General features: G+C 70.2%; 23 protein-coding genes. 12 read left to right on the plus strand and 11 right to left on the minus strand.

The genetic code is table 11. The features are described from left to right. Positions 1-16: 16 nt before the first annotated feature. Positions 17-2,854 (plus strand): glycosyl hydrolase, encoded by a 2,838-nt coding sequence (locus tag GON06_RS00755; RefSeq protein WP_157310371.1) that lies wholly within the window; start codon positions 17-19, stop codon positions 2,852-2,854. A gap of 5 nt (positions 2,855-2,859) precedes the next feature. Here GON06_RS00755 and GON06_RS00760 read toward each other — a convergent pair whose 3' ends face one another. The 8 genes from GON06_RS00760 to GON06_RS00795 form a co-directional block, all read right to left on the minus strand. Beyond that, entirely contained in the window at positions 2,860-3,642 is a 783-nt protein-coding gene (locus GON06_RS00760; RefSeq protein WP_332837032.1) for a PaaX family transcriptional regulator, read from the minus strand. An 89-nt stretch (positions 3,643-3,731) separates the two neighbouring features. Beyond that, on the minus strand, positions 3,732-4,991 hold the full coding sequence (locus GON06_RS00765) for a kynureninase (protein WP_157310375.1): 1,260 nt from the start codon (positions 4,989-4,991) through the stop codon (positions 3,732-3,734). A gap of 24 nt (positions 4,992-5,015) precedes the next feature. Further along, on the minus strand, positions 5,016-6,155 hold the full coding sequence (locus tag GON06_RS00770; RefSeq protein WP_157310377.1) for a hydrolase: 1,140 nt from the start codon (positions 6,153-6,155) through the stop codon (positions 5,016-5,018). After that, positions 6,152-7,024 (minus strand): tryptophan 2,3-dioxygenase, encoded by an 873-nt coding sequence (locus GON06_RS00775; RefSeq protein WP_157310379.1) that lies wholly within the window; start codon positions 7,022-7,024, stop codon positions 6,152-6,154. The genes GON06_RS00770 and GON06_RS00775 overlap by 4 nt, the downstream gene beginning before the upstream one ends. 47 nt (positions 7,025-7,071) lie before the next feature. Further along, positions 7,072-7,605, minus strand: a complete 534-nt coding sequence (locus tag GON06_RS00780; RefSeq protein WP_157310665.1) for a cysteine hydrolase family protein — start codon at positions 7,603-7,605, stop codon at positions 7,072-7,074. 74 nt (positions 7,606-7,679) lie between these two features. Then, positions 7,680-9,131 carry a purine-cytosine permease family protein gene (locus tag GON06_RS00785; RefSeq protein WP_157310381.1) on the minus strand — a complete coding sequence of 484 codons (1,452 nt, stop codon included), beginning with the start codon at positions 9,129-9,131 and terminating at the stop codon, positions 7,680-7,682. Positions 9,132-9,187: 56 nt separating this feature from the next. Next, positions 9,188-10,471, minus strand: coding sequence for a M18 family aminopeptidase (locus GON06_RS00790; protein WP_157310383.1), 1,284 nt, complete (start codon positions 10,469-10,471; stop codon positions 9,188-9,190). A gap of 88 nt (positions 10,472-10,559) precedes the next feature. Beyond that, positions 10,560-11,198, minus strand: coding sequence for a hypothetical protein (locus tag GON06_RS00795; RefSeq protein ID WP_157310385.1), 639 nt, complete (start codon positions 11,196-11,198; stop codon positions 10,560-10,562). 88 nt (positions 11,199-11,286) lie between these two features. On the opposite strand from GON06_RS00795, the gene GON06_RS00800 reads away from it, so the two are divergent. Both GON06_RS00800 and GON06_RS00805 read left to right on the plus strand, forming a co-directional pair. Further along, complete coding sequence (locus GON06_RS00800) at positions 11,287-11,817, plus strand: MarR family winged helix-turn-helix transcriptional regulator (protein WP_157310387.1); 531 nt, start codon at positions 11,287-11,289, stop codon at positions 11,815-11,817. 151 nt (positions 11,818-11,968) lie between these two features. Next, the gene (locus tag GON06_RS00805) at positions 11,969-12,832 is read left to right on the plus strand and encodes an EamA family transporter (protein WP_157310389.1); all 864 of its coding nucleotides are present in this window, start codon (positions 11,969-11,971) and stop codon (positions 12,830-12,832) included. A 6-nt stretch (positions 12,833-12,838) separates the two neighbouring features. On the opposite strand, the gene GON06_RS00810 is transcribed toward GON06_RS00805, so the two are convergent. After that, positions 12,839-13,582 (minus strand): GntR family transcriptional regulator, encoded by a 744-nt coding sequence (locus GON06_RS00810; protein ID WP_332837033.1) that lies wholly within the window; start codon positions 13,580-13,582, stop codon positions 12,839-12,841. 168 nt (positions 13,583-13,750) lie between these two features. Between GON06_RS00810 and GON06_RS00815 the strand changes: the two genes are divergently transcribed. The 7 genes from GON06_RS00815 (at position 13,751) to GON06_RS00845 (ending at position 20,708) form a co-directional block, all read left to right on the plus strand. Continuing rightward, on the plus strand, positions 13,751-14,674 hold the full coding sequence (locus GON06_RS00815; protein WP_157310391.1) for a phosphate/phosphite/phosphonate ABC transporter substrate-binding protein: 924 nt from the start codon (positions 13,751-13,753) through the stop codon (positions 14,672-14,674). A gap of 166 nt (positions 14,675-14,840) precedes the next feature. Further along, complete coding sequence (phnC, locus tag GON06_RS00820) at positions 14,841-15,653, plus strand: phosphonate ABC transporter ATP-binding protein (protein WP_157310393.1); 813 nt, start codon at positions 14,841-14,843, stop codon at positions 15,651-15,653. Continuing rightward, positions 15,650-17,374, plus strand: coding sequence for a PhnE/PtxC family ABC transporter permease (locus tag GON06_RS00825; protein WP_157310395.1), 1,725 nt, complete (start codon positions 15,650-15,652; stop codon positions 17,372-17,374). Before phnC ends, GON06_RS00825 begins: the two co-directional genes overlap by 4 nt. Beyond that, complete coding sequence (locus GON06_RS00830; RefSeq protein ID WP_157310397.1) at positions 17,371-18,516, plus strand: TIGR03364 family FAD-dependent oxidoreductase; 1,146 nt, start codon at positions 17,371-17,373, stop codon at positions 18,514-18,516. Before GON06_RS00825 ends, GON06_RS00830 begins: the two co-directional genes overlap by 4 nt. After that, positions 18,513-19,217 carry a phosphonatase-like hydrolase gene (locus tag GON06_RS00835; protein WP_157310399.1) on the plus strand — a complete coding sequence of 235 codons (705 nt, stop codon included), beginning with the start codon at positions 18,513-18,515 and terminating at the stop codon, positions 19,215-19,217. Before GON06_RS00830 ends, GON06_RS00835 begins: the two co-directional genes overlap by 4 nt. A 132-nt stretch (positions 19,218-19,349) precedes the next feature. Then, entirely contained in the window at positions 19,350-20,435 is a 1,086-nt protein-coding gene (locus GON06_RS00840; protein WP_157310401.1) for an alcohol dehydrogenase catalytic domain-containing protein, read from the plus strand. A gap of 69 nt (positions 20,436-20,504) precedes the next feature. Beyond that, the gene (locus GON06_RS00845; RefSeq protein ID WP_157310403.1) at positions 20,505-20,708 is read left to right on the plus strand and encodes a hypothetical protein; all 204 of its coding nucleotides are present in this window, start codon (positions 20,505-20,507) and stop codon (positions 20,706-20,708) included. Positions 20,709-20,717: 9 nt separating this feature from the next. Here the strand turns inward: GON06_RS00845 and GON06_RS00850 are convergent, their stop codons facing one another. Then, positions 20,718-21,170 carry an FHA domain-containing protein gene (locus GON06_RS00850; protein WP_157310405.1) on the minus strand — a complete coding sequence of 151 codons (453 nt, stop codon included), beginning with the start codon at positions 21,168-21,170 and terminating at the stop codon, positions 20,718-20,720. A gap of 363 nt (positions 21,171-21,533) precedes the next feature. Between GON06_RS00850 and GON06_RS00855 the strand changes: the two genes are divergently transcribed. Both GON06_RS00855 and GON06_RS00860 read left to right on the plus strand, forming a co-directional pair. Then, a complete protein-coding gene (locus GON06_RS00855; RefSeq protein WP_157310407.1) occupies positions 21,534-22,514 on the plus strand; it encodes a hypothetical protein in 981 nt (326 codons plus the stop codon). Between the two features lie 108 nt (positions 22,515-22,622). After that, a complete protein-coding gene (locus GON06_RS00860) occupies positions 22,623-23,666 on the plus strand; it encodes an NAD(P)H-dependent flavin oxidoreductase (RefSeq protein ID WP_157310409.1) in 1,044 nt (347 codons plus the stop codon). Positions 23,667-23,849: 183 nt separating this feature from the next. Here the strand turns inward: GON06_RS00860 and purU are convergent, their stop codons facing one another. Further along, entirely contained in the window at positions 23,850-24,701 is an 852-nt protein-coding gene (gene purU, locus GON06_RS00865; protein ID WP_157310411.1) for a formyltetrahydrofolate deformylase, read from the minus strand. Positions 24,702-24,767: the final 66 nt, after the last annotated feature.

Raw genomic sequence — 24,767 nt, forward strand, 5'->3', positions numbered from 1 at the left:
CTCGAAGGAGAAGTCGATGAAGACACCCTGGAAACTGATCGCGGCTACCGCCGCGGCCGCGCTGCTGGTCGGAGGCGCGACGCCCGCTGCGACCGCAGCCGGAGACTCGCCATCCGTCGATCTGGCCGACGCGCAAGCCACCGCCGCGACCCGCAGCCTGTTCTCCTATCTGCGGGACACCCGCGGCGAGGGCATCCTGTTCGGCCACCAGCACACCACCGACTACGGCGAGAGCTTCGAGACCCGCGACGGGGTCTCCAGCGACGTGAAAGCGGCGACCGGCGACTATCCGGCGGTGTTCGGCTTCGACACCCTCATCATCGAGGGGCGCGAGAAGCCTGGCGACGCCGATGCCACCCGTGAGCAGAACGCCCTGACTCTGGCGAAGTCGATCCGCGAGGCGCACGACCTCGGCGGTATCGCGACCCTGAGTGCGCACGTGGAGAACTTCGCCACCGGCGGGGACTTCTACGACACCTCGGGCGACGCCCTGCGCGCCGTCCTGCCCGGCGGCCCGAAGAACGCCGAACTCACCGCTTACCTCGACCTGGTCGCGCTCGCCGCGACGAACGCCGTGGATGCCGACGGCACGGCCATCCCGATCTTGTTCCGGCCATGGCACGAGAACGCCGGCTCGTGGTTCTGGTGGGGCGCCGCGTTCGGCTCACCGGGCGAGTACGCCGAGCTCTTCCGCTACACGGTCGAGTACCTGCGTGATGTGAAGGGCGTGCACAACCTGCTCTACGCCTTCTCGCCGGGCGGCGGCTTCGGGGGTGATGCCGAGCTGTATCTGCGCACCTATCCCGGTGACGATTACGTCGACGTCCTGGGCTACGACACCTACGACGCCTCGGCATCGTCATCGTTCCTGACCGGGCTCGTCGACGACCTCGGCATGATCGCGAAGCTCGCCGATCAGCGGGGCAAGATCAGCGCGTTCACCGAGTTCGGCATCACCGGGGGAGTGCAGCCGGACGGCTCGAACGCGAACACGCACTGGTACACCGATGTGCTGAACGCGATCAAGGCCGACCCCGGGGCATCCCGCTCGGCGTACATGCTGACCTGGGCGAACTTCGGTGGCTCGACGACGCCGTACACGCCGACCGACGGCGAGATGCTGCTCGACTTCCTGGCGTTCCACGACGACCCGTACTCGCTCTTCGCCGACGACCTGAGCGGGGTCTACGACAAGGCGACGGATGCGGTGGCCGCGGCGCCGACCGTGCATCTCGCGGCTCCCGCCCACGGCGCCCGGGTCTCCACCGGTACAGTGCCGCTGCTCACATCGGTGCGCGGCGTCGACGCAGACAGGGTGACGGTCACCGTCGACGGCACGGATGTCGTCGATGAGCTGACTGCCCCAGTGGGCGACTCGCTGTGGTGGACCGGCGAACTCACCCTTCCCGCCGAACTGCTCGACAACTCCGCACGTGGGCTCACCGTGCACGTGTTCTCCGACGGCGCCGAGGTCGTGACCGAGGCGTCCTCGATCGTCGCGGGACCGCGGCCCGAGCTCGAGCCCGGCGTGGTCGACGACTTCGAGGGCTACGGCGACGATGCCGCGCTGCGCAGCGAGTACGTGCAGTACGGGGCCAACACCATCGGGCTCGAGCAGGGCGCCGTCGGCGACGGCACCCGGGCGCTGCGACTGGACTACTCGTTCGCGACGCAGTCGTACACCGGCATCGGCAAGCAGGTCAGCGCCGACTGGACCGGCTTCTGGGACTTCCAGGCCTGGGTCGACCCGGATGCCTCGAACAACAAGCTCGTGCTGCAGCTGGTCGCCGACGGCGTGACCTTCGAGGCGTACCCGTCGCTTGCCGGCGACGCGCCGTCGCTCGTGACGATCCCGTTCGCCGACTGGCGTCCCGCGCCCTGGGACACCGCCCACGCCGACGCGCGGCTCACGCCGGACCGGCTGGCGAAGGTGACGCAGTTCAACATCTACGTCAACGCAGTCGACGGCGGCGCGGCATCCGGATCCCTCGGTATCGACAGTCTGCGTGCGGTCGTGGGAACCCCGCCGCCCACGACATACAGCGACGTGCCCCGCGATCACGCGGACTACACCGCGATCGAATGGCTGCACGACGACGTGACCGACCTCGGCGACAAGCACGGCAGGTTCCACCCGATGAAGTCGGTGAAGGACGACGAGGTCGAGGCTGTGCTCGTCGCCTACGACGCCTCGACCGATGTCACAGCGACAGCCAGGCGGCTGTCGGTGACAGAGGCGCTCTGGGCGCTGGCCGGTTCGCCGCAGCCCGCGTCACGGGTTGCGTACAAGGATGTGCCGGCGCCGTCGGCGGATGCCGTCTCGTGGGCTGTCGGCGAGGGCGTCGTCGAGATCTCCTCGGCGAAGATGTTCGGCGCTAACGGAAAGGTGTCCCGCGCCGAGCTCGCCCGCTGGCTGCAGAAGACGGACGCCTATCGCGCGGCGCACCAGGCGCTCACCGTGTCGGACTTCGAGGACGGCGCCGACGGATGGGCGATCGCCTCGTGGCAGAGCACCGGCACCGTCGCCGCGTCGGATGGACGGCTGGTCGTCGACGCCGGTGCGGACGGCAACTGGATCAGCCGCACCGGCGGGCTCGACCTGTCCGGACGTACCGAGCTGCTGCTCGACGTGACAGAGACGTCCGGGTACGACACGAAGGCCGCCCTGCAGCTCGGGCCGGACTGGATCTGGTGCGAGACCGGTCAGGCCGGGTGGACGTCGACGCCGGGGATCATGGCGATCGACCTGACCACGTTGAGCCCCGAATGCCAGGCGATTCTCGATGATGTCCGCGGGATCAACGTGTTCCTGAACGAAGGGCACCACGAGATCGACGTGGTCAGCGCCCGCTGACGGCGTCACGCGATAGCGCGGACATGCTCCCAGGCGGGGGCGGTCAAGCGGGCGGACAGCCCGGCGAATGCGGCGAAGCCGCGCTCGCCGGGCCAGTCCGCCGGCAGCAGCTCTGCGGGCAGGCCGGGATCGACGTAGGGCAGCACGCGCCAGCTGTCGATCAGCCGTACGTAGGCGGCGAAGGGCTCGTCGGGCAGGGCATCGACGGATGCCTGGAATCGGAGGTGCTCGGCGCGGAGCGCGTCGAGATCCCACCATCGGGCGACGGCCTCGGACAGCGGGCCGGCCGGGCGGGGGTCGTCGGCGCGGAAGAGCGTCGCGAACGTGCGCGCCCCCAGCTCGTCGAGCAGCTGTCCGACCTCGTCGTCGAGATACCCGGGCACGATCCACAGTCCCGGCGCGACGGACCCCGCACCGATGAACTGCAGCCGCCTGCGCAGCTGGTGGCGCAGGTCGCGTCGAGCCTCGGGGATCGTCGCCGAGATCAGGCACCACGGATCTCCTGCCTGCATCCGGCGCACCTCGAAGATGCGGCGATCGCCGCGTTCCAGCATCCGCGTCGCCGCCGGATTCAGGAGGTATCCGCCGGGCTGCGACAGCAGCAGCCCTTTTTGCTTGAGACGCGCGATCGCGGTGCGCGCGGGCGCGGGCAGGATCCCGAGGTCGCCGGCGAGGCGCACCAGCGCGGCCGACGAGATCGCGCCGTCTAGCCGGCGCAGATACAGCCCGATCGTCGTGCGCAGCAGCGACGTCGTGCTCCCCGGCCGCGCATCGATGTCGTCGAGCACGGTGTCACCGGCACCCGCATGGGAGCCTTTCGCGGCTCCCGGGGCGCCCGAAGCCGCGTTCGGCTCCCCTGCAGCTGGTCGGCCCATGGTCACGTCAGTGCATCGCGGACGGCGACGACTCCGCGCAGGGTCTCCTCGTGCGATGTGCTCAGCGGCGAGAGGCCGAGGCGGATGCCGTCGGGGAAGCGGAAGTCCGGGATGATGCCCTCGCCCCACAGCTCCTGGGTCACGCGCTGGAAGGACGGATGTCCGATCGTGATGTGTCCGCCGCGGCCCGCGGCATCCCGCGTGCTCAGCAGTCGCACGCCCAGTGGAGCGAGCAGCTCGTCGTAGGCGCGCACCGCGAAGTCGGTGAGCGAGATCGACTTCGCCCGCACGGCGCCGATGCCGGCGTCCGCGATGAGGTCGAGCATCCCCTGCATCCCGAGCATCGACATCACCGGCGGGGTGCCGCTGAGCAGCTGGCGGATGCCGGGCACCGGCGCGTACTCCGGGCCCATCGCGAAGATGTCCGCAGCGCTCCACCAGCCGTGGATCGGCTGCGTGATCTCGGATTGAAGATCGGCGCGCACGTACCCGAACGCAGGGGAGCCCGGCCCGCCGTTCAGGTACTTGTAGGTGCAGCCGACCGCGAGGTCGACGCCCCAGGCGTCCAGCTGCATCGGCACGACGCCGACGGAGTGGCACAGGTCCCAGAGCATCAGCGCGCCGGCATCGTGCACGGCGGCGGTGATGGAGGGCATGTCGGCGAGCGCGCCGGAGCGGTAGTCGACGTGGCTGAGCACGACCAGCGCGGTGCGTTCGCCCACGACCGCGCGCACATCGTCGACAGAGACGCCGGTGATCTCGTTCGGTTCGACCCAGCGCAGCGTCGCGCCGACCTCGTCCGCGATGCCCGCCGCGATGAAGCGGTCGGTGGGGAAGTTGCCGGCTTCGATGACGATCTCGTCACGCCCGGGGCGAGCCGCCACGGCCGCCCGGATGAGCTTGTAGAGCATGACGCTGGTCGAATCGGCGACCACCGTCTGCCCCTCCGCCGCTCCCAGAGCGACCGATGCGATCCGGTCGCCGATGCGCATCGGCAGCTCCATCCACTGCTCGTCCCAGGAGCGGATCAGCCGGGTGCCCCAGTCGTCCCGGATGAACTGCGCGACCTTCTCGGGCATGTCGGCGAGCGGCCGCCCGAGCGAGTTGCCGTCGAGGTAGGCGGTGACACCCGGTGCTTCGGCGAAGGCCGCGAGGTGGTGCGCGAGCGGATCGGCGGCGTCGAGTCGGGCGGCCTCTGAGGCGAGGTCGGGGGCGGACAGCCCTGCGACGCGGCGGTGCTGGTCTTCGGGGGATTCGGTCATGTCGGTCCTCAGGTGCTTCGTCGGTCAGAGGGGAGCTGGAGCGGTGATGTCGCTCTGCAGGTCGGCGCGGGTCAGCAGGCGGGCGGACGCGAGGTCGGTCTCGGGCGCCACCAGCAGCACCGCGCCGGGGAGGAGCGGATCGAGCGGCGCGAGTGCCCTGAGCAACGATGGTCCCTCGACGCCTGCCTCACGGAGCGCGGCCAGCTCGGCCGTGTTCAGATCGACCGGAGTCGGCCCGTTGCCCATGTCGGTGCCGTACAGCAGCATGCCGCCGGCCGCAGCGAAGCGGCGGACGTTGTCGATCGCGATCGCGCGGTGCGCGTCGTCATGGACGGCGATGGTCGAGATCCATGCGACGGATGCCGCCTGGAAGGCGATCTCGTCGTCGTCCAGCGGTTCGGAGAACGGGGCGTGCGCGAGGGCGGTGGCACCGAGACGTGCAGCGCGCTGCGCCTGACCCGCGCCCTCCGCGTGCACGATCAGCGGAAACCCGCGTCCGGCGGCGAGGTCTGCGAGCGCGCGCATCAGATCGTCGTCGAGCACCGGGCCGGCCTCCGAATGGGCAACGGCCTTCAGCGCGCTCGCGCCCGCCGCCGCCAGGTCGTCGACCACGGCCGCGGCGTGGGCGGCGTCGCGGAGTTCGACGACCGCCCCGTCCGGTGCCCAGTCCCGGTCGGAGGGGTATCCGCCCGGCGCGGTGAGGAACGGGCCGGCGAAGTCGATCACGCAGCATCCGGTGCGGCGCGGTGCCGCGACGGAGAAGTCCGCGTCGGCGGGGACGGGCCTATCCGGATCGTCGGCGACGCCGCCGAGCGTTCGGATACGCGCGGGGATCCCGCCCGCGTCGGTCGCGATGGCGGGCACGGCCTTCGCGGGCGCGGGGATGCCGGACAGCGCAGGATCCACCTGCGCGGACAGCGCCCGTATCGCCTCGAGGTCGGCACCGAGATCCACGACGCGCCCCAGGCGCGAGCCGGTCAGAAGGGCGGGATCGACGAGCTGCAGGTGCACGTGATGGTCGGTGAACCGCCCTGTGACGATTCCCTCGAGCCGGGGCGCGCCGACAGGGGCCAGCGTCGCCAGCAGGCGTACGCCGTCGCCGTCGGCGATGAGCGCACCCTCGTGCGTTCCGCCTTCGCGGTGGTAGCGGACGGCGTGGATCACATCCCGATCCGATCGTCCTTGCCGATCTCGGTGCGCACCGTGTAGAGCTCGGGGAAGAAGGTGAGTGACAGCGCGCGCTGCAGGAAGTCGACACCGGTCGATCCGCCGGTGCCGCGCTTCATACCGATCGTGCGGGTGACCGTGCGCAGGTGCCGGAAGCGCCAGAACTGGAAGTTGTCCTCGACATCGACGAGCTCCTCGCAGGCCTCGTAGAGCTCCCAGTGCTCCTTCGGGTTCTCATAGACCTCGCGGATCACCGGCACGAGTTCCTCGGTCTCCCGGTATGGCAGGCGCACGTCGCGATCGAGAATGGATGCCGGCACGGGAAGGCCCCGCCGGGCGACGTAGCGCAGGAACTCGTCGTACAGGGTCGGCCGCTCGAACTCGGCGGTGAGCAGGGCGAGGTTCTCGGGGTGGTCGCGGAACAGCGCCAGCATCCGCTCGTTCTTGTTGCCGAGCGCGAACTCGACCGCGCGGTACTGCACGGACTGGAATCCGGACGAGTTGCCCAGGTCGCTGCGGAACTCGGCGTACTCGGTGGGGGTGAGCGTGGCGAGCACCGACCACTGCTGGGTCAGCACCTCCTGGATGTGCTTGATGCGCGCGATGTGCTTCAGAGCTGATCGCAGATCGTCCTCGGCGAGCCGCACGCGCGCGGTGTCGAGCTCGCGCAGCACGAGTTTGAGCCACAGCTCGGTGGTCTGGTGCTGGATGATGAACAGCATCTCGTCGTGGTGCTCTGGCACCGAGACCGGATGCTGTGCTCCGAGCAGCCGGTCGAGGTCGAGGTAGCCTCCGTAGGTCATCCGATCCTTGAGATCGGTGACGATGCCGTCCTCCAGGGCGCGCTCGTTCTGCTCAGCAGTCATGCCGCGAGAATAACACCATCGCAACGGTCGTCATAATAATGAAATGCCTACTGACCGGCGAGCACCATCTCCGTGGTCGAGATCGTCAGTTGCGGCGGATACAGCCCCATCACGTGCAGCGCCGCCGCATGGTTCTCGGCGGTCGACCCCGCGCAGGCATCCGCTGCGATCGTCGCGTGCGCTCCGGCATCCGCTGCGGCGAGAGCCGTGGACAGCACGCAGCAGTCGGTCGAGACGCCGGTGAGGACGACGTGCGCGCCGCGTCCGACGATCGCCTCGATCTCCGGTCCCCACTTGCCGAACGACGGCAGATCGAGGGTCGGATGCCGCGACAACTCGCGGGCCTCTGGTACGAGGTCGAAGAGCGGATCGGATGCCGGCCTGTCGGCGAACGGCCACGCGGCGAAGTAGTCGCCCCAGGCCGTGGAGCGGTCGGCGGTCGGCAACCATCTGGTCACCAGCACGTTCTCGCCGAACGCGCCGGCCAGGCGGCGGATGTTGGTGAAGGCGTCCGCGAAGAACGGCGATCCCCAGTCGGAGTCAGCGGCGGCGAAGATGTTCTGGGGGTCGATGACGACCAGCCATCCTTCGTCTCGTCGCTGCGCTCCGGGTCCTGAGCGAGCGGAGCGAGACGAAGGGCGCTCAGGAACCGGAGTCACGCGCCGGCCTCTTGCTCCCGGATCCTCCCGGCGCGGGCGAACCAGGTCACCAGGAACGACAGCACCAGCGCGAAGATCACGCCGAGGTTCGCGTACCCCCAGGCGTCCCGCCAGCCGAGCAGGTCGAGGAAGTACCCCTGCCAGTCGTTCCAGGGAGTGTCCGGGATCTGGTTCATCACGAAGCCCCAGCCGATCACGGTCGCGACGACCATCGTGATGATCGAGGTCCAGTCGAACGCGCCGTACCGGCCGGACGAGTCGAACAGCGCGGCGTCGTCGTAGTCCTTGCGGCGGCGCAGGATGTCGGCGATGAGGATGCCCGCCCAGGAGGCCATCGGCACCCCGAGCGTGATGAGGAACGACTGGAACGGTCCGATGAAGCTCGTCGCGAAGAACACCACGAAGATCGTGCCGGCGGTGAGGATGATGCCATCGATGCCCGCCGCTGCGGGGCGCGGGATGCGGATGCCGAGGCTCAGCAGCGTGAGACCCGAGGAGTAGATGCCGAGCACGGCGCCGGAGACGAGGGTGAGGATCGCGACGATGAGGAACGGGAACAGCGCCCAGGTCGGCAGCAGCACGGCCAGCGCTCCGATCGGATCGCTGCCCACGGCGGCGAGGAGGTCGTCGTCCGACCCCGCGAGCAGCAGGCCGAAGAACACCAGCACGATCGGCGCCACCGAGCCGCCGATCGTGTTCCAGGCGATGATCTGCCCGTCCGAGGCGGAGCGCTTCTGGTAGCGCGACCAGTCGGCGGCGATGTTGATCCAGCCCAGTCCGAAGCCGGTCATCACCATGACGAGGGCGCCGATGGTCTGCGCGAACGTGCCGTCGGGACGCGAGAACGCGGTGGCCCAGTCGATGTACTGGAAGGTGAGGATGAGGAACAGCACGGTCATCGCGCCGGTCAGCCAGGTGAGCACCGACTGCAGTTTCATGATCGTGTGATAGCCGAGCACCGAGGCGCTCACGATCAGTGCCGCGACGAGGATCGTCGCGATGATCTTCACGGCGGTGTCGTCGCCGTCGACCCAGCCCAGTTCGCGCAGGATCGTGCCGGTGGCGAGCACCGCGGTGATCGCGAGCGAGGTCTCCCAGCCGATCGACGTCAGCCACGACACGATGCCGGGCAGCTTCTGCCCCTGCACGCCGAACGCCGCCCGTGAGAGCACCATCGTCGGCGCGGATCCCCGCTTGCCGGCGATCGCGATCAGTCCGCAAAGGAAGAACGACACGACGATGCCGATCACCGAGACGATCGTCGCCTGCCAGAGCGAGACGCCGAAGCCGAGGATGAACGAGCCGTACGACATGCCGAACACCGACACGTTCGCCGCGAACCACGGCCAGAACAGGTCACGCGGCTTCGCGGTGCGCTCGGACTCGGGGATGATCTCGATTCCGGTGCGCTCGATGAGCGTCGACGTCGAGGTGCTCTCTGCGGTCATGCCCTCATCCTGGCACCGGCCGGGGCCCGGCGGCCAGGGTCACCCCGCCACGGGGCTCAGCCGGCGAAGAACGCCTCCGCGACGCGGGACAGGTCGTGCAGGTCGCTCACGCCGGCGAGCTCACGCGCCGAGTGCATCGAGAGGATCGGGATGCCGATGTCGACGGTGCGGATGCCGAGCCGCGTCGCAGTGATCGGCCCGATCGTCGATCCGCAGGGCACGGCGTTGTTCGACACGAACTCCTGCGATGCGACGCCGGATGCCTCGCACCAGGCGGCCCAGGCCGCCGCGCCCACGGCATCCGTGGCGTACCGCTGGTTCGCGTTGATCTTCAGGATCGGGCCCGAGCCGAGCAGCGGCTGCACCACCGGATCGTGACGCTGGGAGTAGTTCGGGTGCACCGAGTGACCCACATCGCTGGACAGGTGCCACGACGCGGCGTACGCGCGCCGGCGATCCGCGGCATCCGCGCCGAGCTGCTCGTAGACGCGCTCCAGCACATCCTCGAGGAACGGGCCTGCCGCGCCGGAACGCGACTCGGAGCCGAGCTCCTCGTGGTCGAAGGCGGCGAGCACCGGGATGACGCCCGTCGCCGCGTCGGCGGCGGCGAGCAGCGCCACGACGCCGGCGTGCACGGATGCCAGGTCGTCGAGGCGTCCGCTCGCGAAGAACGCGTCGTCCTTGCCGAAGACCGCACCGCGCGCGGAATCGGCGACGACCGCGTCGAAGCCGCGGACCTCGCGCGGGTCGACGCCGGCGGCGTCGGCGAGCTCGGCGAGCAGGTCCGCGTCGGCGGGGGAACCCAGACCCCACACCGGCTGCGTGTTCACCTGCTTGTCGAGGGCGAGTCCGTCGTTGACGCCGCGATCGAGGTGGATCGCCAGCTGCGGCAGGCGCAGCAGCGCGCCGGTGTCGGCGAGCACCACGCGGCCGTCGGTCAGCGCGAGCCGGCCGGCCAGGCGCAGCTCGCGGTCCAGCCAGGAGTTCAGCAGCGGCCCGCCGTAGACCTCGACGCCGGCCTGCAGCCAGCCGTGCGATCCGGTGGTGGGCTTCGGCTTGAGCTTGAACCCGGGGGAGTCGGTGTGCGCGCCCAGGATGTGCGCGGGCGTGATGGCCGAGGCGTCCGCCGGCACCACCCAGGCGATCGCCGCACCGTCGCGCACGACCACGTACCGTCCGCCGGGCTGTGCGGGCCAGGCGTCCGCCTCGCTCAGCCGCGTGAAGCCGCCGTCCTCGAGCCGTCGCGCGATCTCTGCGGCGGCGTGATAGCTCGACGGGGACGCGGCGACGAAGTCGGCCAGATCGGCGGCGTGGGCGAGGGCGGCGGGAGAGACGGGCATGCCTTCGATGCTAGGGCGTGTGGGGCCCAGGCTCTGACGAGCGCGCGCAGCTGCCTCGTCAGAGCCCGCCCCGAGCGGTTCCCGTCCGTCACATCCACGGAAGCCGCGTCGAGATCGGCTCCGGAACCGGGAGCGAACCGGGGGTGAGCGCCCTCACGGCCTGCGGCGTCGCGCCGATCTGCCGAACAGCGACTCCGTCCCCGACTCTGACGGCGACGAAAGAGCTCTCGGACGGGACAACGGGCGGGATCGGGATGGCGTGCCGGCCGGCGTCGAGCTCAGCCTCGAACACGGAGATCTCGTGCCCGACGGGCTCGGGCGGGACGAACGTTCCCCAGATGCCCTGCACTGCGACTTTCGCGACCGTATCGGTCGTCACGTGGAGCACCCGTGAGGTGGCGTCGTAACTGAACTCCGGGGTGACGGCGCAGAAGAACTGCTCGATCTGCGCGGCCAGCAGCGGCGCGACACCACCGAGGCCGGGCAGGAAGGTCACGTGGGGGTTCACCGCGAGGATCTGTTCCTGCAGTCGTTCCTTCTTCTCCGGCGGCACCATTCCGCCGAAGACCACGAGGTCGACGCTGCCGAAGTCGTAGTCGGTCAGCAGCTGGTCGAACTGGTTGCTCGCATTCGCCGCGTATCCGCGTCCGCGCAGCAGCGCGACGGCGTCCAGCAGCACGGCTGTGCTGCGGCCGACGATGAGTACTCGTCCCTGATTCGTTGACATGGCATCCATTCTTGTTGGTTGCACCAATGTTGGTCTGACCAACATAGCGCATTGTTGGCTGGGCCAACAAGGGGCGTAGGATTCCGGCATGCGTGAGACACAAGTCGGCCGCACTCCAGACCGCCTCAGGGACCGGCCCACCTGGCTGCTGGGGCGAGCCGCCGCGCGCGCGTCGGCGTTGCTCGCCGGCGGGTTCGAAGCAAGAGGCAACGGCCTGCGCGGGTATCACTACCGCCTGCTCGCCGCACTGGAGCAGTTCGGCCCGTCGAGTCAGATCGAACTCGGGCGCGATGCGGGCATCGATCGCAGCGATGTGACGGCGGCGCTCTCCCTGATGGAGGATCGCGGCCTCGTCGTGCGCGCGATCGACCCGGGGAACCGTCGGCGCAAGATCGTGTCGATCACGGATACCGGGGTCGCAAGACTGCGAGAACTGGACGAGATGCTCGATGGCATCCAGGAAGAGCTGCTCGCTCCGTTGTCGCAGGCGCAGCGGGCGCAGTTCGGCAAGATCATGGTCGCGTTGGGGGAGCCGAGCAGTTCCCTGCCGGAGGCCGGCCCTGGGTCTCGTGACCGCGCTGACGCCGAGGCCTCGCGACGGGCGGGCGGCGTCGCCTAGGGTGGTTCTCGACAGCGCCTAGGGTTCCGGGGCATCGGCCCGACTGGTCCGAGCGGCGCCACGGCTCGCCGCGCGGCGGGCCGTCATCTGAACGGACAAAAGCCTGGAGGACCCGTCCGTCGCGCCCCGCGGCGGGCAGAAGGGTCTTCGGATGTCCGGTATCGCCATCGCTCTCGCGCTCGCCGCGGCTGTCGTGCACGCTGCCTGGAACGTCATCGCACATGACGTGAGTCGCGCAGGCGTCGCGTTCCTCTGGTGGGGAGCGGTGGCGAGCACGGTGATCTGGGGCGGCGTGATCCCGCTCACCGGTGGCTTCGGCACCGACGACGTCGCCGGCATCGCTCTCGGCATCGGTGTCTCCGGCGTGCTGCACGTGATCTACATGAGCGTGCTGCAGCGCGGATACCGGGCGGGAAACCTGTCCACCGTGTACGCGACCGCGCGCGGCACCGGACCGTTCCTGTCGGTGATCATCGCGATGGCGCTGCTGGGGGAGCGGCCCAGCCTCATCGCCTTGGGCGGAGTGTTGCTGGTGATCGCCGGGGTGGTCGCGATCGGACTGGTCGACCGGGGGCCTTCGGCGGGCCGGCGCGGCCCGGACCCCGCGATCGTGTTCGGCCTGCTCACCGGCGTGGCTATCGCGGGCTACACGATCTGGGACGCGTTCGCGCTGCGGACCTGGCACCTCTCACCGGTGGCGTTCATGGTGGGCGCCGCTGCGGCCGAGATCCCGTTCTTCACGATCGCGGTCGGCCGGCGGTGGGATGCCGTGGGTGCGCTCTGGCGCACGCAGTGGCGCTGCATCCTCGCCTTCGGCGTGCTGTCGCCGCTCGCCTACATCCTGGTGCTGCAGGCGATCACGATCGCCCCCGTGGCGCTGGTCGCCCCGCTGCGCGAGGTGAGCGTCGTGCTGGTGAGCCTGTTCGGCGCCCTCGTGCTGCGCGAGAGCAGACCGGGATGGCGCATCGCGGCATCCGTCGTGGTCGTCGCGGGCGTGGCGCTGATCGCGGTGTGAGAGGGCTCAGCCCGCGACAGCGCGCAGGTACTGGCCGTCGGCCGAGATGCCGGAGCCCGAGACGGTGAAGCGCACGACGTCGCCGAGGTAGCGGTCCTGGGATGCCTCGAAGATGCGGCCCTCCGCGTCGCGCGAGACGCGGCTGAGGCGCAGGATCGGCGACCCCTGAGGCACGCGCAGCAGTGCGGCATCCCGCTCGTCCGCCGCGATCGCGTCGATCTCGTGCTGCACGCCGACGATCGGATGCCCGTGCGCGCCGAGGAACTCGGTGATCGAGATCGCGTCGAGGTCGGCCTGGAACAGCAGCCGGCCGACCTCCTCGATGTAGTTCAGGCGCTCGACCATGGTGGGCCGGCCGTCGAGCAGCCTCAGTCGCAGCACGCTGACGATCTGATCATCGGGCGAGACGCCGAGCGGTTCGGCGAGCTCGGCCGCCCGGCGCAGGCTGACCTCCTGGGTCTGCGCGCCCGGCTCCAGGCCCAGGTCGCGCGCCCAGCGTGTGAACGGGACGGACATGTCCACGGCCTGCGTGGCCTTCTTGGAGACGACCCTGGCGGGGCGTCCGCGCGTGGTCTCGACGAGACCCTCGGCGCGTAGCGCCGCGAGTGCGTTGCGGATCGGACCGCGCGACGTCTGCCAGCGCTCGGCCAGCTCGGCCTCGGTCGGCACATCGTCTCCCGGGCGCAGCCGGCCCGACGTGATCCGCTCCCGCAGATCGTCGGCGATACGGAGGTAGACAGCTTGGGACACATAGGCATACTAGTTGCGCAGGTGGGTGCACGGTGCCCTGTTCTGCGGATGTTCACCCCGGGAAACCCTTGGTGAACGACGAGGGAACAGTGCCGAGATAGGTACATTTGTCGCGCTTTCGGGTGTCATTCTTGGTCGCGGATTCCTCCACACACCCGAAAGGTCCTCATGAAGCTCCGTGCTCTCCCCGCTCTCGTCGGCGCTGCGGCCCTCGCCCTCGGCCTCGCCGCCTGCTCCGGCTCGGCCGGTGCCACCGGCTCGTCCGACGAGCCGAAGGCGGAAGGCGGTTACGCCGTCGACGCGAACACCCTCGTCTTCGGCGTCGTGCCCGACTCGGTCGACACCGAGACCAACTACCAGCCCCTCATGGACTACATCGCCGAGGAGACCGGCAAGAAGGTCGAGTACCACGAGTCCACCGATTACGCCGCGCTCATCGAGGCCGCGATCGCCGGCAAGGTCGACGTCGCCTCGTTCTCGGGCTTCACCTACGTCACCGCCACCAATAACGGCGCGAAGCTCACCCCGATCTCCTCGATCATCACCAAGGAGGGCCAGGAGCCCGGCTACTACTCGCAGGCGATCGTGCCCAAGGGGTCGTCGATCAAGACCCTCGAGGAGTTCAAGGGCAAGAAGGTCTGCTTCGTCGACCCGTCGTCGACCTCGGGCTACCTGTTCCCGTCCTACAACCTGCTCGAGGCGGGCGTCGATCCCGAGAAGGACGTCACCCCGGTCTTCGCCGGCAAGCACGATGTCAGCGTCACCAAGGTCGGCGAGGGCAAGGAGTGCGAGGCCGGCTTCGCCGAGGACAGCGAGGTCGCCAAGTCCGACAAGGTCACCAAGATCGCCGAGACCATGGTGCCCGGTGCGCCGCTGGTCTACGCGAACGCTCTGCCGGATGACGTGAAGAAGACCCTGACCGACGCCCTGTCCGAGGTCACCATCGACGACATCATCGCCGCCGGCGTGACCAGCGCCGACAGCGACGCCTTCCGCACCGTCTTCTACGCCACCAAGCCGGTCGACGACGCGTACTACGACCTCATCCGCGACATCTGCAAGAAGACGAACGCGACCCAGTGCCAGGGCTGACGCCCGTCGGCCGTTGAGCGCCCTTCGTCTCGTCGCTGCGCTCCTCGCTCAGGATCCACGGAGTGAGACGAAGCGCGTCCACACAAGCTGACGCGCTTCGTCTCACTCCTTCGTCGCTCGCTCAACGACCGGAACCTCGGTCATCGACCGGGAATGGAGACTCCTCATGAACCCCGAATCCGTCATCCGCATCGACTCGCTCACCAAGCGATTCGACGAGACCACGGCCCTCGCCGACGTGAACCTCAGCGTCGGCCGCGGCGAGATCGTCGTGCTGCTCGGCCTCTCGGGGTCCGGCAAGTCCACCCTGCTGCGTCACATCGACGCGCTCGAGCTGCCGACATCCGGCCGGGTGGACGTGCTCGGAGAGGACGTCACTCGCCTGCGCGGACGCGCCCTGCGCCGGTTGCGCAGCCGCGTCGGCTTCATCTTCCAGCAGTTCGAACTGGTGGGCTCGCTCACCGTGCTGGAGAACGTGCTGACCGGTGCCCTCGCCACGCTGCGCGGTCCCAGGCTCGGCCTGTTCGGCTACTCGCGCGCCCTGCGCCGCCGCGCGCTCGGGCACCTCGACCGGGTTGGACTGCTCGACCGCGCCTACCAGCGCGCGGACACCCTCTCCGGAGGGCAGCAGCAGCGCGTCGCCATCGCCAGAGCACTCATGCAGAACCCCGAGGTGCTGCTCGCCGACGAACCCGTCGCCTCGCTCGACCCCGAGTCGAGCTCGCAGGTGATGGCGCTCATCCGCGAGATCGCCGCCGAGGACGGACTCACCGTGCTCTGCAGCCTGCACCAGGTGGACCTCGCGATCGACTGGGCCGACCGCATCGTCGGCCTGCGGCACGGCGAGGTCGTGCTCGACACCACCACCGATGACCTCGACAAGGCGCAGGTGATGGAGATCTACGGCCGCGTCGCCACCACCACCGCCGAGATCAACGCGCTGGAGACCGAGCTGCTCGCCGCGGAGCCTGTGGCATGACGATCACAGCCCCGCGCCTGCAGCGGCCGTCCGCGCCGCCGCCCGCCGACGTCCTCGACCGCGCTCCCCGTCGCCGGGTCAGCCCCGAGCGCATCTCCGCCGCGCTGACCCTGCTCGTCATCGCCGGCCTCGCCGTGGCATCCCTCGCCGAGCTGAACATCTCGTTCGCGGGCATGGCCGACAGCTGGGGGAACGCGCAGAACTTCTTCGCCCGCGTCGGCGGACTGACCTTCCCGCCCGCCGACGAGCTGATCCAGCTCACCGTGCTCACGGTCGGGCTGGTGCTCACCGGAACGCTGCTCGCGGCGGTGCTCTCGGTGCCGATCGCCTACCTCGCGGCGTCCAACACCACGCCGAACACCACCGCCCGCGCGGTCGCACGCTTCATCGGGGTGTTCACCCGCGCGCTGCCCGACGTCGTGCTCGCGATGGTGTTCGTGCTGATGTTCTCGCTCGGCACGCTGCCCGGCATCCTCGCCATCGGCATCCATTCCGTCGGCATGATCTCGAAGATGTTCGCCGATGCGATCGAGCAGATCGACGAGGGTCCGCGTCTCGCGATCCGCGCCGCAGGCGGAACCCGGATGCAGGAGTTCTTCTCCGGTGTCCTGCCGCAGGTGCTGCCCAGCTGGGTGGCGACGGTGCTGCACCGCAACGACATCAACCTCCGAGGCTCGGTCGTGCTCGGCTACGTCGGCGTCGCGGGCCTCGGCCTCGAGATGTCGCACGCCTTCAAGTCGCTGAACTACGGCCTCGGCCTCGGCATCGCCCTCGTGATCTTCCTGCTCTGCGTGGTGATGGAGATCGTCTCCAGCGCGGTGCGCGTCGCGATGCTCGGGGAGAATGCGGGCCGGGGTGTGTTCGTGCGGATGTTCATCAACGCCCGCCGCGCGGATGCCGCGCAGCTGGGCATCCGGCGATTCGCCTCCGTCGACGCGGCGATGCGCCGTCCCTGGACCGCCACCCGCATCCGCAATGTGTCGGCCGGCTTCGTCGCGATCGCGGTCGTGATCGCGGGCGTCGCGGTCAGCGACATCGTCTGGGGCGACCTGCTCACGTTCTGGGCGAAGATCCCAGAGGTCGCCGCGCAGTTCTGGCCGCCGGACTTCGGCAGCTACGGCTTCCCGGTGATCGCCGGAGCCATGCTCGACACCGTGAAGATCGCGCTCGCCGCGTGCCTGATCACCCTCGTGCTCTCGCTCGGCATCGGCTCGCTCGCCGCGCGCAACGTCGCCCCGAACGTCGGAGTCCGAGGCGGGTTCCGCCTGCTGCTGGTGATCATCCGAGGCATCCCCGAGCTCATCCTCGCGATCGTGTTGATCGTGATCACGGGCCTGGGAGCGCAGGCGGGGACGATCGCGCTCGCGTTCGGCGGCATCGGCCTGCTCGGCAAGCTCATCGCCGACTCGTTCGAGGAGGTGCCCCGCGGGCCGGAGCGCGCGATGACCGCCGCCGGCGCCACGCGCCTGCAGCGCTACGCCGCGGCCACGCTGCCGCAGGGGTCCCGCGCCCTGATCGGCCACACGTTCTACCTGCTCGACACGAACATCCGCGCCGCGACGCTGCTCGGCATCGTCGGCGGCGGCGGCATCGGCTACTACCTGCTGAACGCCGGGCAGGGCTCGAACTACCCGCTCGTGACCAGCATCGTGCTGATGATCCTCGTGACCGTGCTGATCGTGGAGGGCATCGCGATGTGGATGAGGAAGGTGTTCCGATGAGCCGCGCAGATGTCGTCGTCGTCGGGTCGGGGATCGTCGGGCTCGGCGCCGCCTATGCGGCGGTGCGCCGGGGACTGATCGTCACCGTCGTCGATCGCACAGAGCGCCCTGTGGGCGCCACGATCCGTAACTTCGGGCACCTCTGCATCGGCGCGCAGACAGGTGAGGCGCGCCGGTACGGAGACGCCTCCCGCGGGCTCTGGCTGCGCCTCGCGCAGGACGCGGGATTCTGGCTGCGCGAGTCCGGCACGTTGGTCGCGGCCCGGCACGACGACGAGCTCGCCGTGCTCGAACGGGCCGCCCGCGACGGCGGCATCCGGATGCTGGATGCCGCGGAGTTGCTGGCCCGTGCGCCGCTGCGCCGGGGCGATCTCGTCGGCGGCGCGCTCATCGAGGCCGATCTGCAGGCGAACCCCCGCGAGGCCGCCGACGCGATCGTACGGCACCTCGCAGACCTCGGCGTGGACTTCCGCTTCCGCACCGCGGTCACCGCCGTCGAGACCGGGCGGGTGCACACCACCCGCGGACCGATCGACGCCGGGCTGGTGGTCGTCGCGGTGAACCACGATGTCGACCAGCTGCTGCCGGTAGTCGCCGAGGATGCCGGCATCCAGCGCTGCGCGCTCGACATGATGCGCGTCGCGGCGGACCTGCCCGCACCGCTCACGGCACCGCTGCTCACCGGCTGGTCGTTGGTGCGGTACGGCCGGTTCGGCGGCCTGGCCGAGACGGCGGCGCTGCGCGAGCGGCTGCACGCCGAGCGCCCCGACCTCGCCGCGCTCGACCTCAACCAGATGTACACCCAGCTGCCGGACGGATCGCTGCTGGTCGGCGACTCGCATGTCAAGGACGTGCAGCCGGGGCCGTTCCAGCCCGAGGAGGCCTTCGACGCGTTCCTCGACGAGGCGCGGGCGCTGTTCGCCGCAGACCGCTTCCGCGTGCTCGAGCGGTGGCAGGGCGTGTACGCGTCCGGACCGGCGGAGTTCCTCCGCGAACAGGCCGCCGACGGCGTGCTCGCGATCGCGGCGACCACCGGCATCGGCATGACCTGCGGACTCGGCCTCGCCGAGACCGCCCTCTCAGAGACCCTCGGGTGGGCATCGTCGTCCGCCCTCATCACCGCCCAGGAGGCACTCGCATGATCCCCATCGAACTCGTCGTACTCGACATGGCCGGCACGACGGTGCTCGACGACGGCGTCGTGGAGCAGGCGTTCCAACGGGCCGCGCAGCGCACCGGCGTCGCCGAGCGGATGCCGTGGGACGAGGCCCTCGCCTATGTGCGCGAGACCATGGGGCAGTCCAAGATCGACGTCTTCACGTATCTGTCCGGCGGCGACCGCGCCGCGGCGGAGCGCGCCACGGCGGCGTTCGAGGGTGCCTACGAGGAGATCATCGCCGAGCAGGGCGCCACCGAGATCCCTGGTGCACGGGCCGCGATCGAGTCGCTGAAGGGCGCCGGGGTGCAGGTCGCCCTGACCACCGGCTTCGCGCCGGTGACCCGCGATGCAATCATCGCCGCACTCGGCTGGGGCGACCTCGTCGACGTCGCGCTGTCGCCGGCGGATGCCGGACGAGGGCGACCGGCCCCCGACCTGGTGCTCACCGCGCTGCTGCGCGCCGGCGTCTCAGACGTGCGGGCCGTCGCCGTGGCCGGAGACACCGCGAGCGACGTGCGCTCGGGGCGCAGCGCGGGCGCGGGGTTCGTCGCCGGCGTGCTGACCGGCGCACACGACCGCACGGCGCTGACGGAGGCCGGAGCGGATGCCGTGCTGGCATCCGTCGTCGACCTGCAGCCCGCGCTCGCCGCGCAGGGCCTGCTGCGAGTCGCGGCGGCCGCGTGATGCGGCGCGCGGGGGGCGTGCCGACAGCGAGTGCACCACTTGCCGCCGAGTGCACGGGGCTCGGACGTCGATACGTGGTGCTTTCGGCGACTGCCGGTGCACTCGCCGCAGGCAGCGCGGGTGGGCGCTGACATGCGGACGACTCTGACACGACCTCCGGGTCTGCATCGCGACGTCGTGCTGCGCCCGCCCGCCGTGGCCATGGCCTTCGTCGGAGAGGGCCTGCCGCACGAGGTCGTCGCCGTCCCCGGCGTCGCCCTCGGCGAGCACGAGGTGCTCGTCGCCGTCGAACTCTCCACTGTGTGCGGCTCGGACGTGCACACCGCGCAGGGGCGCCGCGCAGCATCGGTGCCCCTCGTGCTCGGGCATGAGAGCGTCGGGCGGATCGTCGCCGTCGGCGACGGCGGAGTGCAGGGATCAGACGGCTCGGAGCTCGCCGTCGGCGATCGCGTGGTGTGGTCGGTCACCGCGTCCTGCGGCACGTGCGATCGGTGCGCCGCCGGTATCCCGCAGAAGTGCCGCTCCCTGGTGAAGTACGGGCATGAGCGCATCGCACCGCACGCCGAGCTGAACGGCGGCTTCGCCAGTCATGTGCAACTGCGCCCTGGCACGACGATCGTGCGCGTGCCGGAGCAGCTTCCGGCGACGGTCGCCGCTCCGGCATCCTGCGCCACGGCGACCGCATGGGCCGCCGTCGCACGAGCCGGCGGGATCCGCCCGCTCGAGGGGGCGCGCGTGCGCGTGCACGGGGCAGGGCTGGTCGGCATCTCGGCTGCGGCGATCGCCGCCGAGCACGGCGCCGTCGTGGACGTGCGCGATCCGGATGCCGCGCGCGCGGCGCAGGCGGAGGAGTTCGGCGCGACCGGATTCGACGGCGCTCCGGATGTGGTGATCGAGGCCTCCGGGCACGCCGTGCGGGCGGCATTGGACGAGGTCGAGGTCGGCGGGGTCGTCGTGCTGGTCGGAAGCGTGTTCCCCACGCCGCCCGTTCCGCTGGATGCCGAGAGCATCGTGCGCCGCCTGGTCACCGTCACCGGCGTGCACAATTACACCGGCGCTGAGCTCACCGGGGCGGTCGGCTTCCTCAGTGGTGCAGGGCGGGCCTACCCGTTCGCTGGTGCCGTCGGGGCTGTGCATCCGCTCACCGAACTCGACGGCGCGATCAGGGCCGCTGCGGCACCGGGTGCGCCGTTGCGGATCGGTGTCGCGGTGCGCTGAGCTCCGTCGCAGATGCCCGTGCCGCGGAGGGCTCGGGGTGTCAGACTGGAATCAGGAAAGGAGGCGACCATGTCCGATCCTGAGATCCACACCTGGTGGCCGCACCTGCACGCCGCGACGAAGGAGCTGCTCGAAGGAATCGGGGACGACCCGCTGCCTGCGAAGGTGCTCGACGAGATCGCGGTCATCACGGGCAGACCCGTTCCCGAAGACTGCCACCTGACTCCGAGCGACCACGACTTCATCCGCACGCAGCGCGAAGAGGTGGACTGAGCAGACCGATCAGTGGTGGTAGTCCGGACGATCCGGCTGCCGCCGCTGATGCGTGCCCTCGCCGCCCTCGCGTCCGCCGTAGGGCCGGCCGTGATCGGCGTACTCGGCGCGCATGAACACGATCCGCCAGGGGCCCATCGTGAACCGTGCCCCGGTGCGCAGCACCTCGGTTCGGTCCTGCGCGCCCTCGATCGGACGCGCGTTCGTCTCGCCCGGTCCGTGCATGGTCAGCAGGTACTCATCGTGCTCGTCGTGCCGGATCGTGGCGTGCAGGGGCATCGTGCCCTCGAGCACGACGTGATTGCCGCCGTCAGAGCCGATGGTGACGAGATCGGCGTCGAGCGGGAAGACGATCCGCCCGTCCTCCTCGTTCACGATGAGCAGGTGCGGTTCGCCGGACCCCCACGACGAGTGGGTGGTCGTCGGCTGGGGCGCGTGGGGCGCCGGCGCTTCAGGACGCATGATGTCCTCCTCGGGCTCGCCGTCGGCGGCCCTGGGGACCCGCTCCCGTCACGGGGGCGGAGCCGCCGACGGGTTCACTTTCGATGTTACGCCGGTCGCAGGGGCGCGGATCCGGTTCTGCCGATCCCCAGCCCTTTGGTTCCGGTCGCAATCCGGCACAGTGTTGACGTATTGGACTGTGCTCGATTGCGACGGGAGCGCCGGGGCGCACGCCCCTGCCGGTTCGAATCGCGATTCAGCACAGTGCTCGGGCGTGGCACTGTGCTCGATTGCGACCGGGGCGGATAGGACGTGGATGCTCGGGCAGCGGCGACTGTGGATAACCCGGTCGCACAGTGGGCGGGGAGTGCCATCATCGGGCGAATGACAGGACGGCGTCCGCTTCCCGACGAACTCGACCGGCGATTCGGCATCGCCCGTGCCCGTGCGAATGGCGTGACGCGCAGCCGGATGCGGGCGTCCGACCTCGAGGTGCCCTTTCCCGGCGTCCGGCGCCGCGTGGAGCAGAACCCCGCTGCGCTGCCCGGGGATCCCTACGAGCGGCAGGCGCATGCGCGCCGCGAGCGTGCCCTCGACTATGCACCACGGCTGACCGTCGGCCAGTTCGTCAGCCACGAGTCGGCTGCGGCTGTGCTCGGTGCGCCCCTGCCCATGGTCCTGGACGAGCACGGCGAGATCGCCGACCTCTCGCGTGCGTCCGTGCACGTCAGCGTTCTCGGTACAGGGCCGCTCCCTCGCTGCTCGGGGGTGATCGGCCATCGCGCGAACCCTGAGACCGCGTGCGTCGGGACGGCCCGAGGCCTCCGCATCTCCGATGCGGCGACGACCTGGGCGTCCCTGGCGCATCTGCAGGTTCCCGACCTCGTCGCCGTCGGTGACTACTTCTGCCGTAGGTGGCGGCCCGGGGTCGGCCGGAAGCACGTCGGGAGACGGTCGTTCTGCACGATCGATGATCTGCGAAAGATCACCACCGGCGGTCGCCGTCGCGGAATCATCCGTCTGCGCGAGGCGGTGGAGCTGGTCCGAGAGGACTCCTGGTCGCCTCGCGAGACGAAGCTACGACTGCTCCTGTGCGAAGCGCACCTGCCGGAGCCTCAGCTCAACATCGATGTGCGCGACGACGACGGTCGATTTCTCGGATGCGTGGATCTGGCATATCCGGCGCTCAAAGTCGCGATCGAGTACCAGAGCATGCTGCACGGCCCGCGGTACGCGGCGGACGTGGAGCGGATCGCCGCGCTGCGCGCAGCAGGCTGGATCGTGATCGAGGTGACCAGCGAGTTGTTCCGCCGCCCCGACGAGATCGTGCGCCGCGTGCGCGCGGCGATCTCCGAGCGGCGCTGAATCGCGCTGCCGTCGCAATCCGGCACGGTATTCGCGGCTTGGGCTGTGCTCGATCGCGACGGGAACGTGCGTGAAACACGGGTTCGGCGCGGGCGTAGCCTCGGGAGTATGAGTGACCTCTGCGCGCTGCTCGGCATCCGGCATCCGATCGTCCTGGCTCCGTTCGGCGGGCTCTCATCGGTCGCCCTGACCGCCGCGGTCAGCGAGGCAGGAGGACTCGGGTCGTACGGTCTGTACGGCTACGACGGCGAGCGGATCGCGCGCACGGCGGCCGCGCTGCGGGATGCCACCGATGCGCCGTTCGCGCTGAACATCTGGCTGCCGACGGGCGACGAGGTCGCGCCGGGCCCGGAGCACGACGGCTACGCCGAGGCGCTCGCCTCCCTCTACGCCGAAGTCGGAATGGATGCTCCGCCGCGGCCCGCCAGCTATCTGCCGACGCTCGACGAGCAGCTCGACGCGATCTGGGATGCCGCACCCGCAGCGCTCAGCGTGGTCTTCGGCGTGCCCTCCAGCGAGCTCGTCGAGGAGGCCCACCGGCGCGGCATCCGCGTCATCGGCACGGCGACCACCGTCGCCGAGGCAGTGGCGCTCGAGGCCGGCGGGGTGGACGCGATCGTCGCGACAGGTGCCGAGGCGGCCGGCCACCGGGTGTCGTTCCTCAAGCCGGCGGAGCAGTCGCTGGTCGGGCTGTTCTCGCTGCTGCCGCAGGTGGCGGATGCCGTGTCGGTGCCGGTCATCGCGGCCGGCGGCATCGCCGATCGCCGGGGGGTCGCCGCGGCCTTCGCCCTCGGTGCCGACGGCGTGCAGGTCGGCACGTCGTTCCTCGTCACCACGGAGTCCGCCGCGAACGAGGCGCATCGAGCCGCGATCCGCGGCACCGCCGCCGACGAAAGCGTGCTCACGCGCGCGATGAGCGGGAGGCTGTCCCGCGGCGCCGCGAACCGCGTGGTCCGCGAGATAGAGGCATCCGGCGCCATCGCGCCGTTCCCCGCGCAGAACTGGCTCACCGGACGGTTCCGCGCCGTCGCCGGGGAGCGCGGCCTCGGTGAGCTGCAGTCGCTGTGGCTCGGGCAGTCGGCGCCGCTCGCACGCGGCACCGCAGCATCCGACGTCTTCGCCGAGCTGCTGGTGGGCGTACCGGCGACGTGACCTTCGGGTCGCGATCCGGCACAGTGCTGTGCCGTGGGACTGTGCTCGATTGCGACGGGAACCCCACGCGGAGCAGCATCGCCGTGTTCCGGTCGCGATCCGGCACAGTGCCGTGCCCTGGGACTGTGCTCGATTGCGACGGGAGCGGTGCGAGCGACCGCGACAGGGACCGCGAGCGCGACGCTAGAGGATGACGGTCGAGCGGCCGTGCACGATCACGCGATCCTCGGCGTGCCACTTCACGGCGCGCGCGAGCACGAACCGCTCCACGTCGGCGCCGCGGCGCTGCAGCTCGGCCGCCGACTCGGCGTGCGTCACGCGGGTGACGTCCTGCTCGATGATCGGCCCCTCGTCGAGGTCGGCCGTGGCGTAGTGCGCGGTCGCGCCGATCAGTTTCACGCCGCGCTCCTTCGCCCGTGCGTAGGGGTTCGCGCCGATGAACGCGGGCAGGAAGGAGTGGTGGATGTTGATCACCGGTGCGCCCAGCTCCGAGATGAACGAGTCAGTGAGGATCTGCATGTACCTGGCCAGCACGACCAGGTCGACGTTGCCACGCAGCAGCTCGAGCTGGCGCTGCTCCATCGTCGCCTTGTCGTCCGCGGGGATGTGCACGAACGGCACCCCGAAGGCCCGCACCGAGTCGGCCAGGTCGGGGTGGTTGGACACCACCATGGTCACGTCGATGTCGAGCTCGCCGCGCTGCGTGCGCCAGAGCAGCTCGAGCAGGCAGTGATCGTACTTCGAGACGAAGATCGCGACCCGCTTGCGCAGCGACGCGTCGTGCAGCGACCACTCCATGTCGAAGCGCTCCGCGACCGCGGCGATGGATGCCTCGAGCGCCGGCCGCTTCGCGGCCAGACCCTCCAGGTGGATGACCGTGCGCTGGAAGAAGCGTCCGCCTGCGGCATCCGTCGAGTGCTGGTCGAGGGAGATGATGTTCGCGCCGTGCTCGGCGAGGGCGCCGGCGACGGCCGCGACGATGCCGGGCTGGTCGTCGCAGGCGATGAGAAGGCGGGCGGTGTCGGGCTGGGCCATGCATAGATTCTGCCGCTCCCGCGTCTCAGCCGCCGAATCATGACGCCCTCGGCCACTACTCTTAGC

Origin of the sequence: Microbacterium sp. MAH-37, from assembly GCF_009758255.1 — a bacterium.
Classification (GTDB): domain Bacteria; phylum Actinomycetota; class Actinomycetes; order Actinomycetales; family Microbacteriaceae; genus Microbacterium.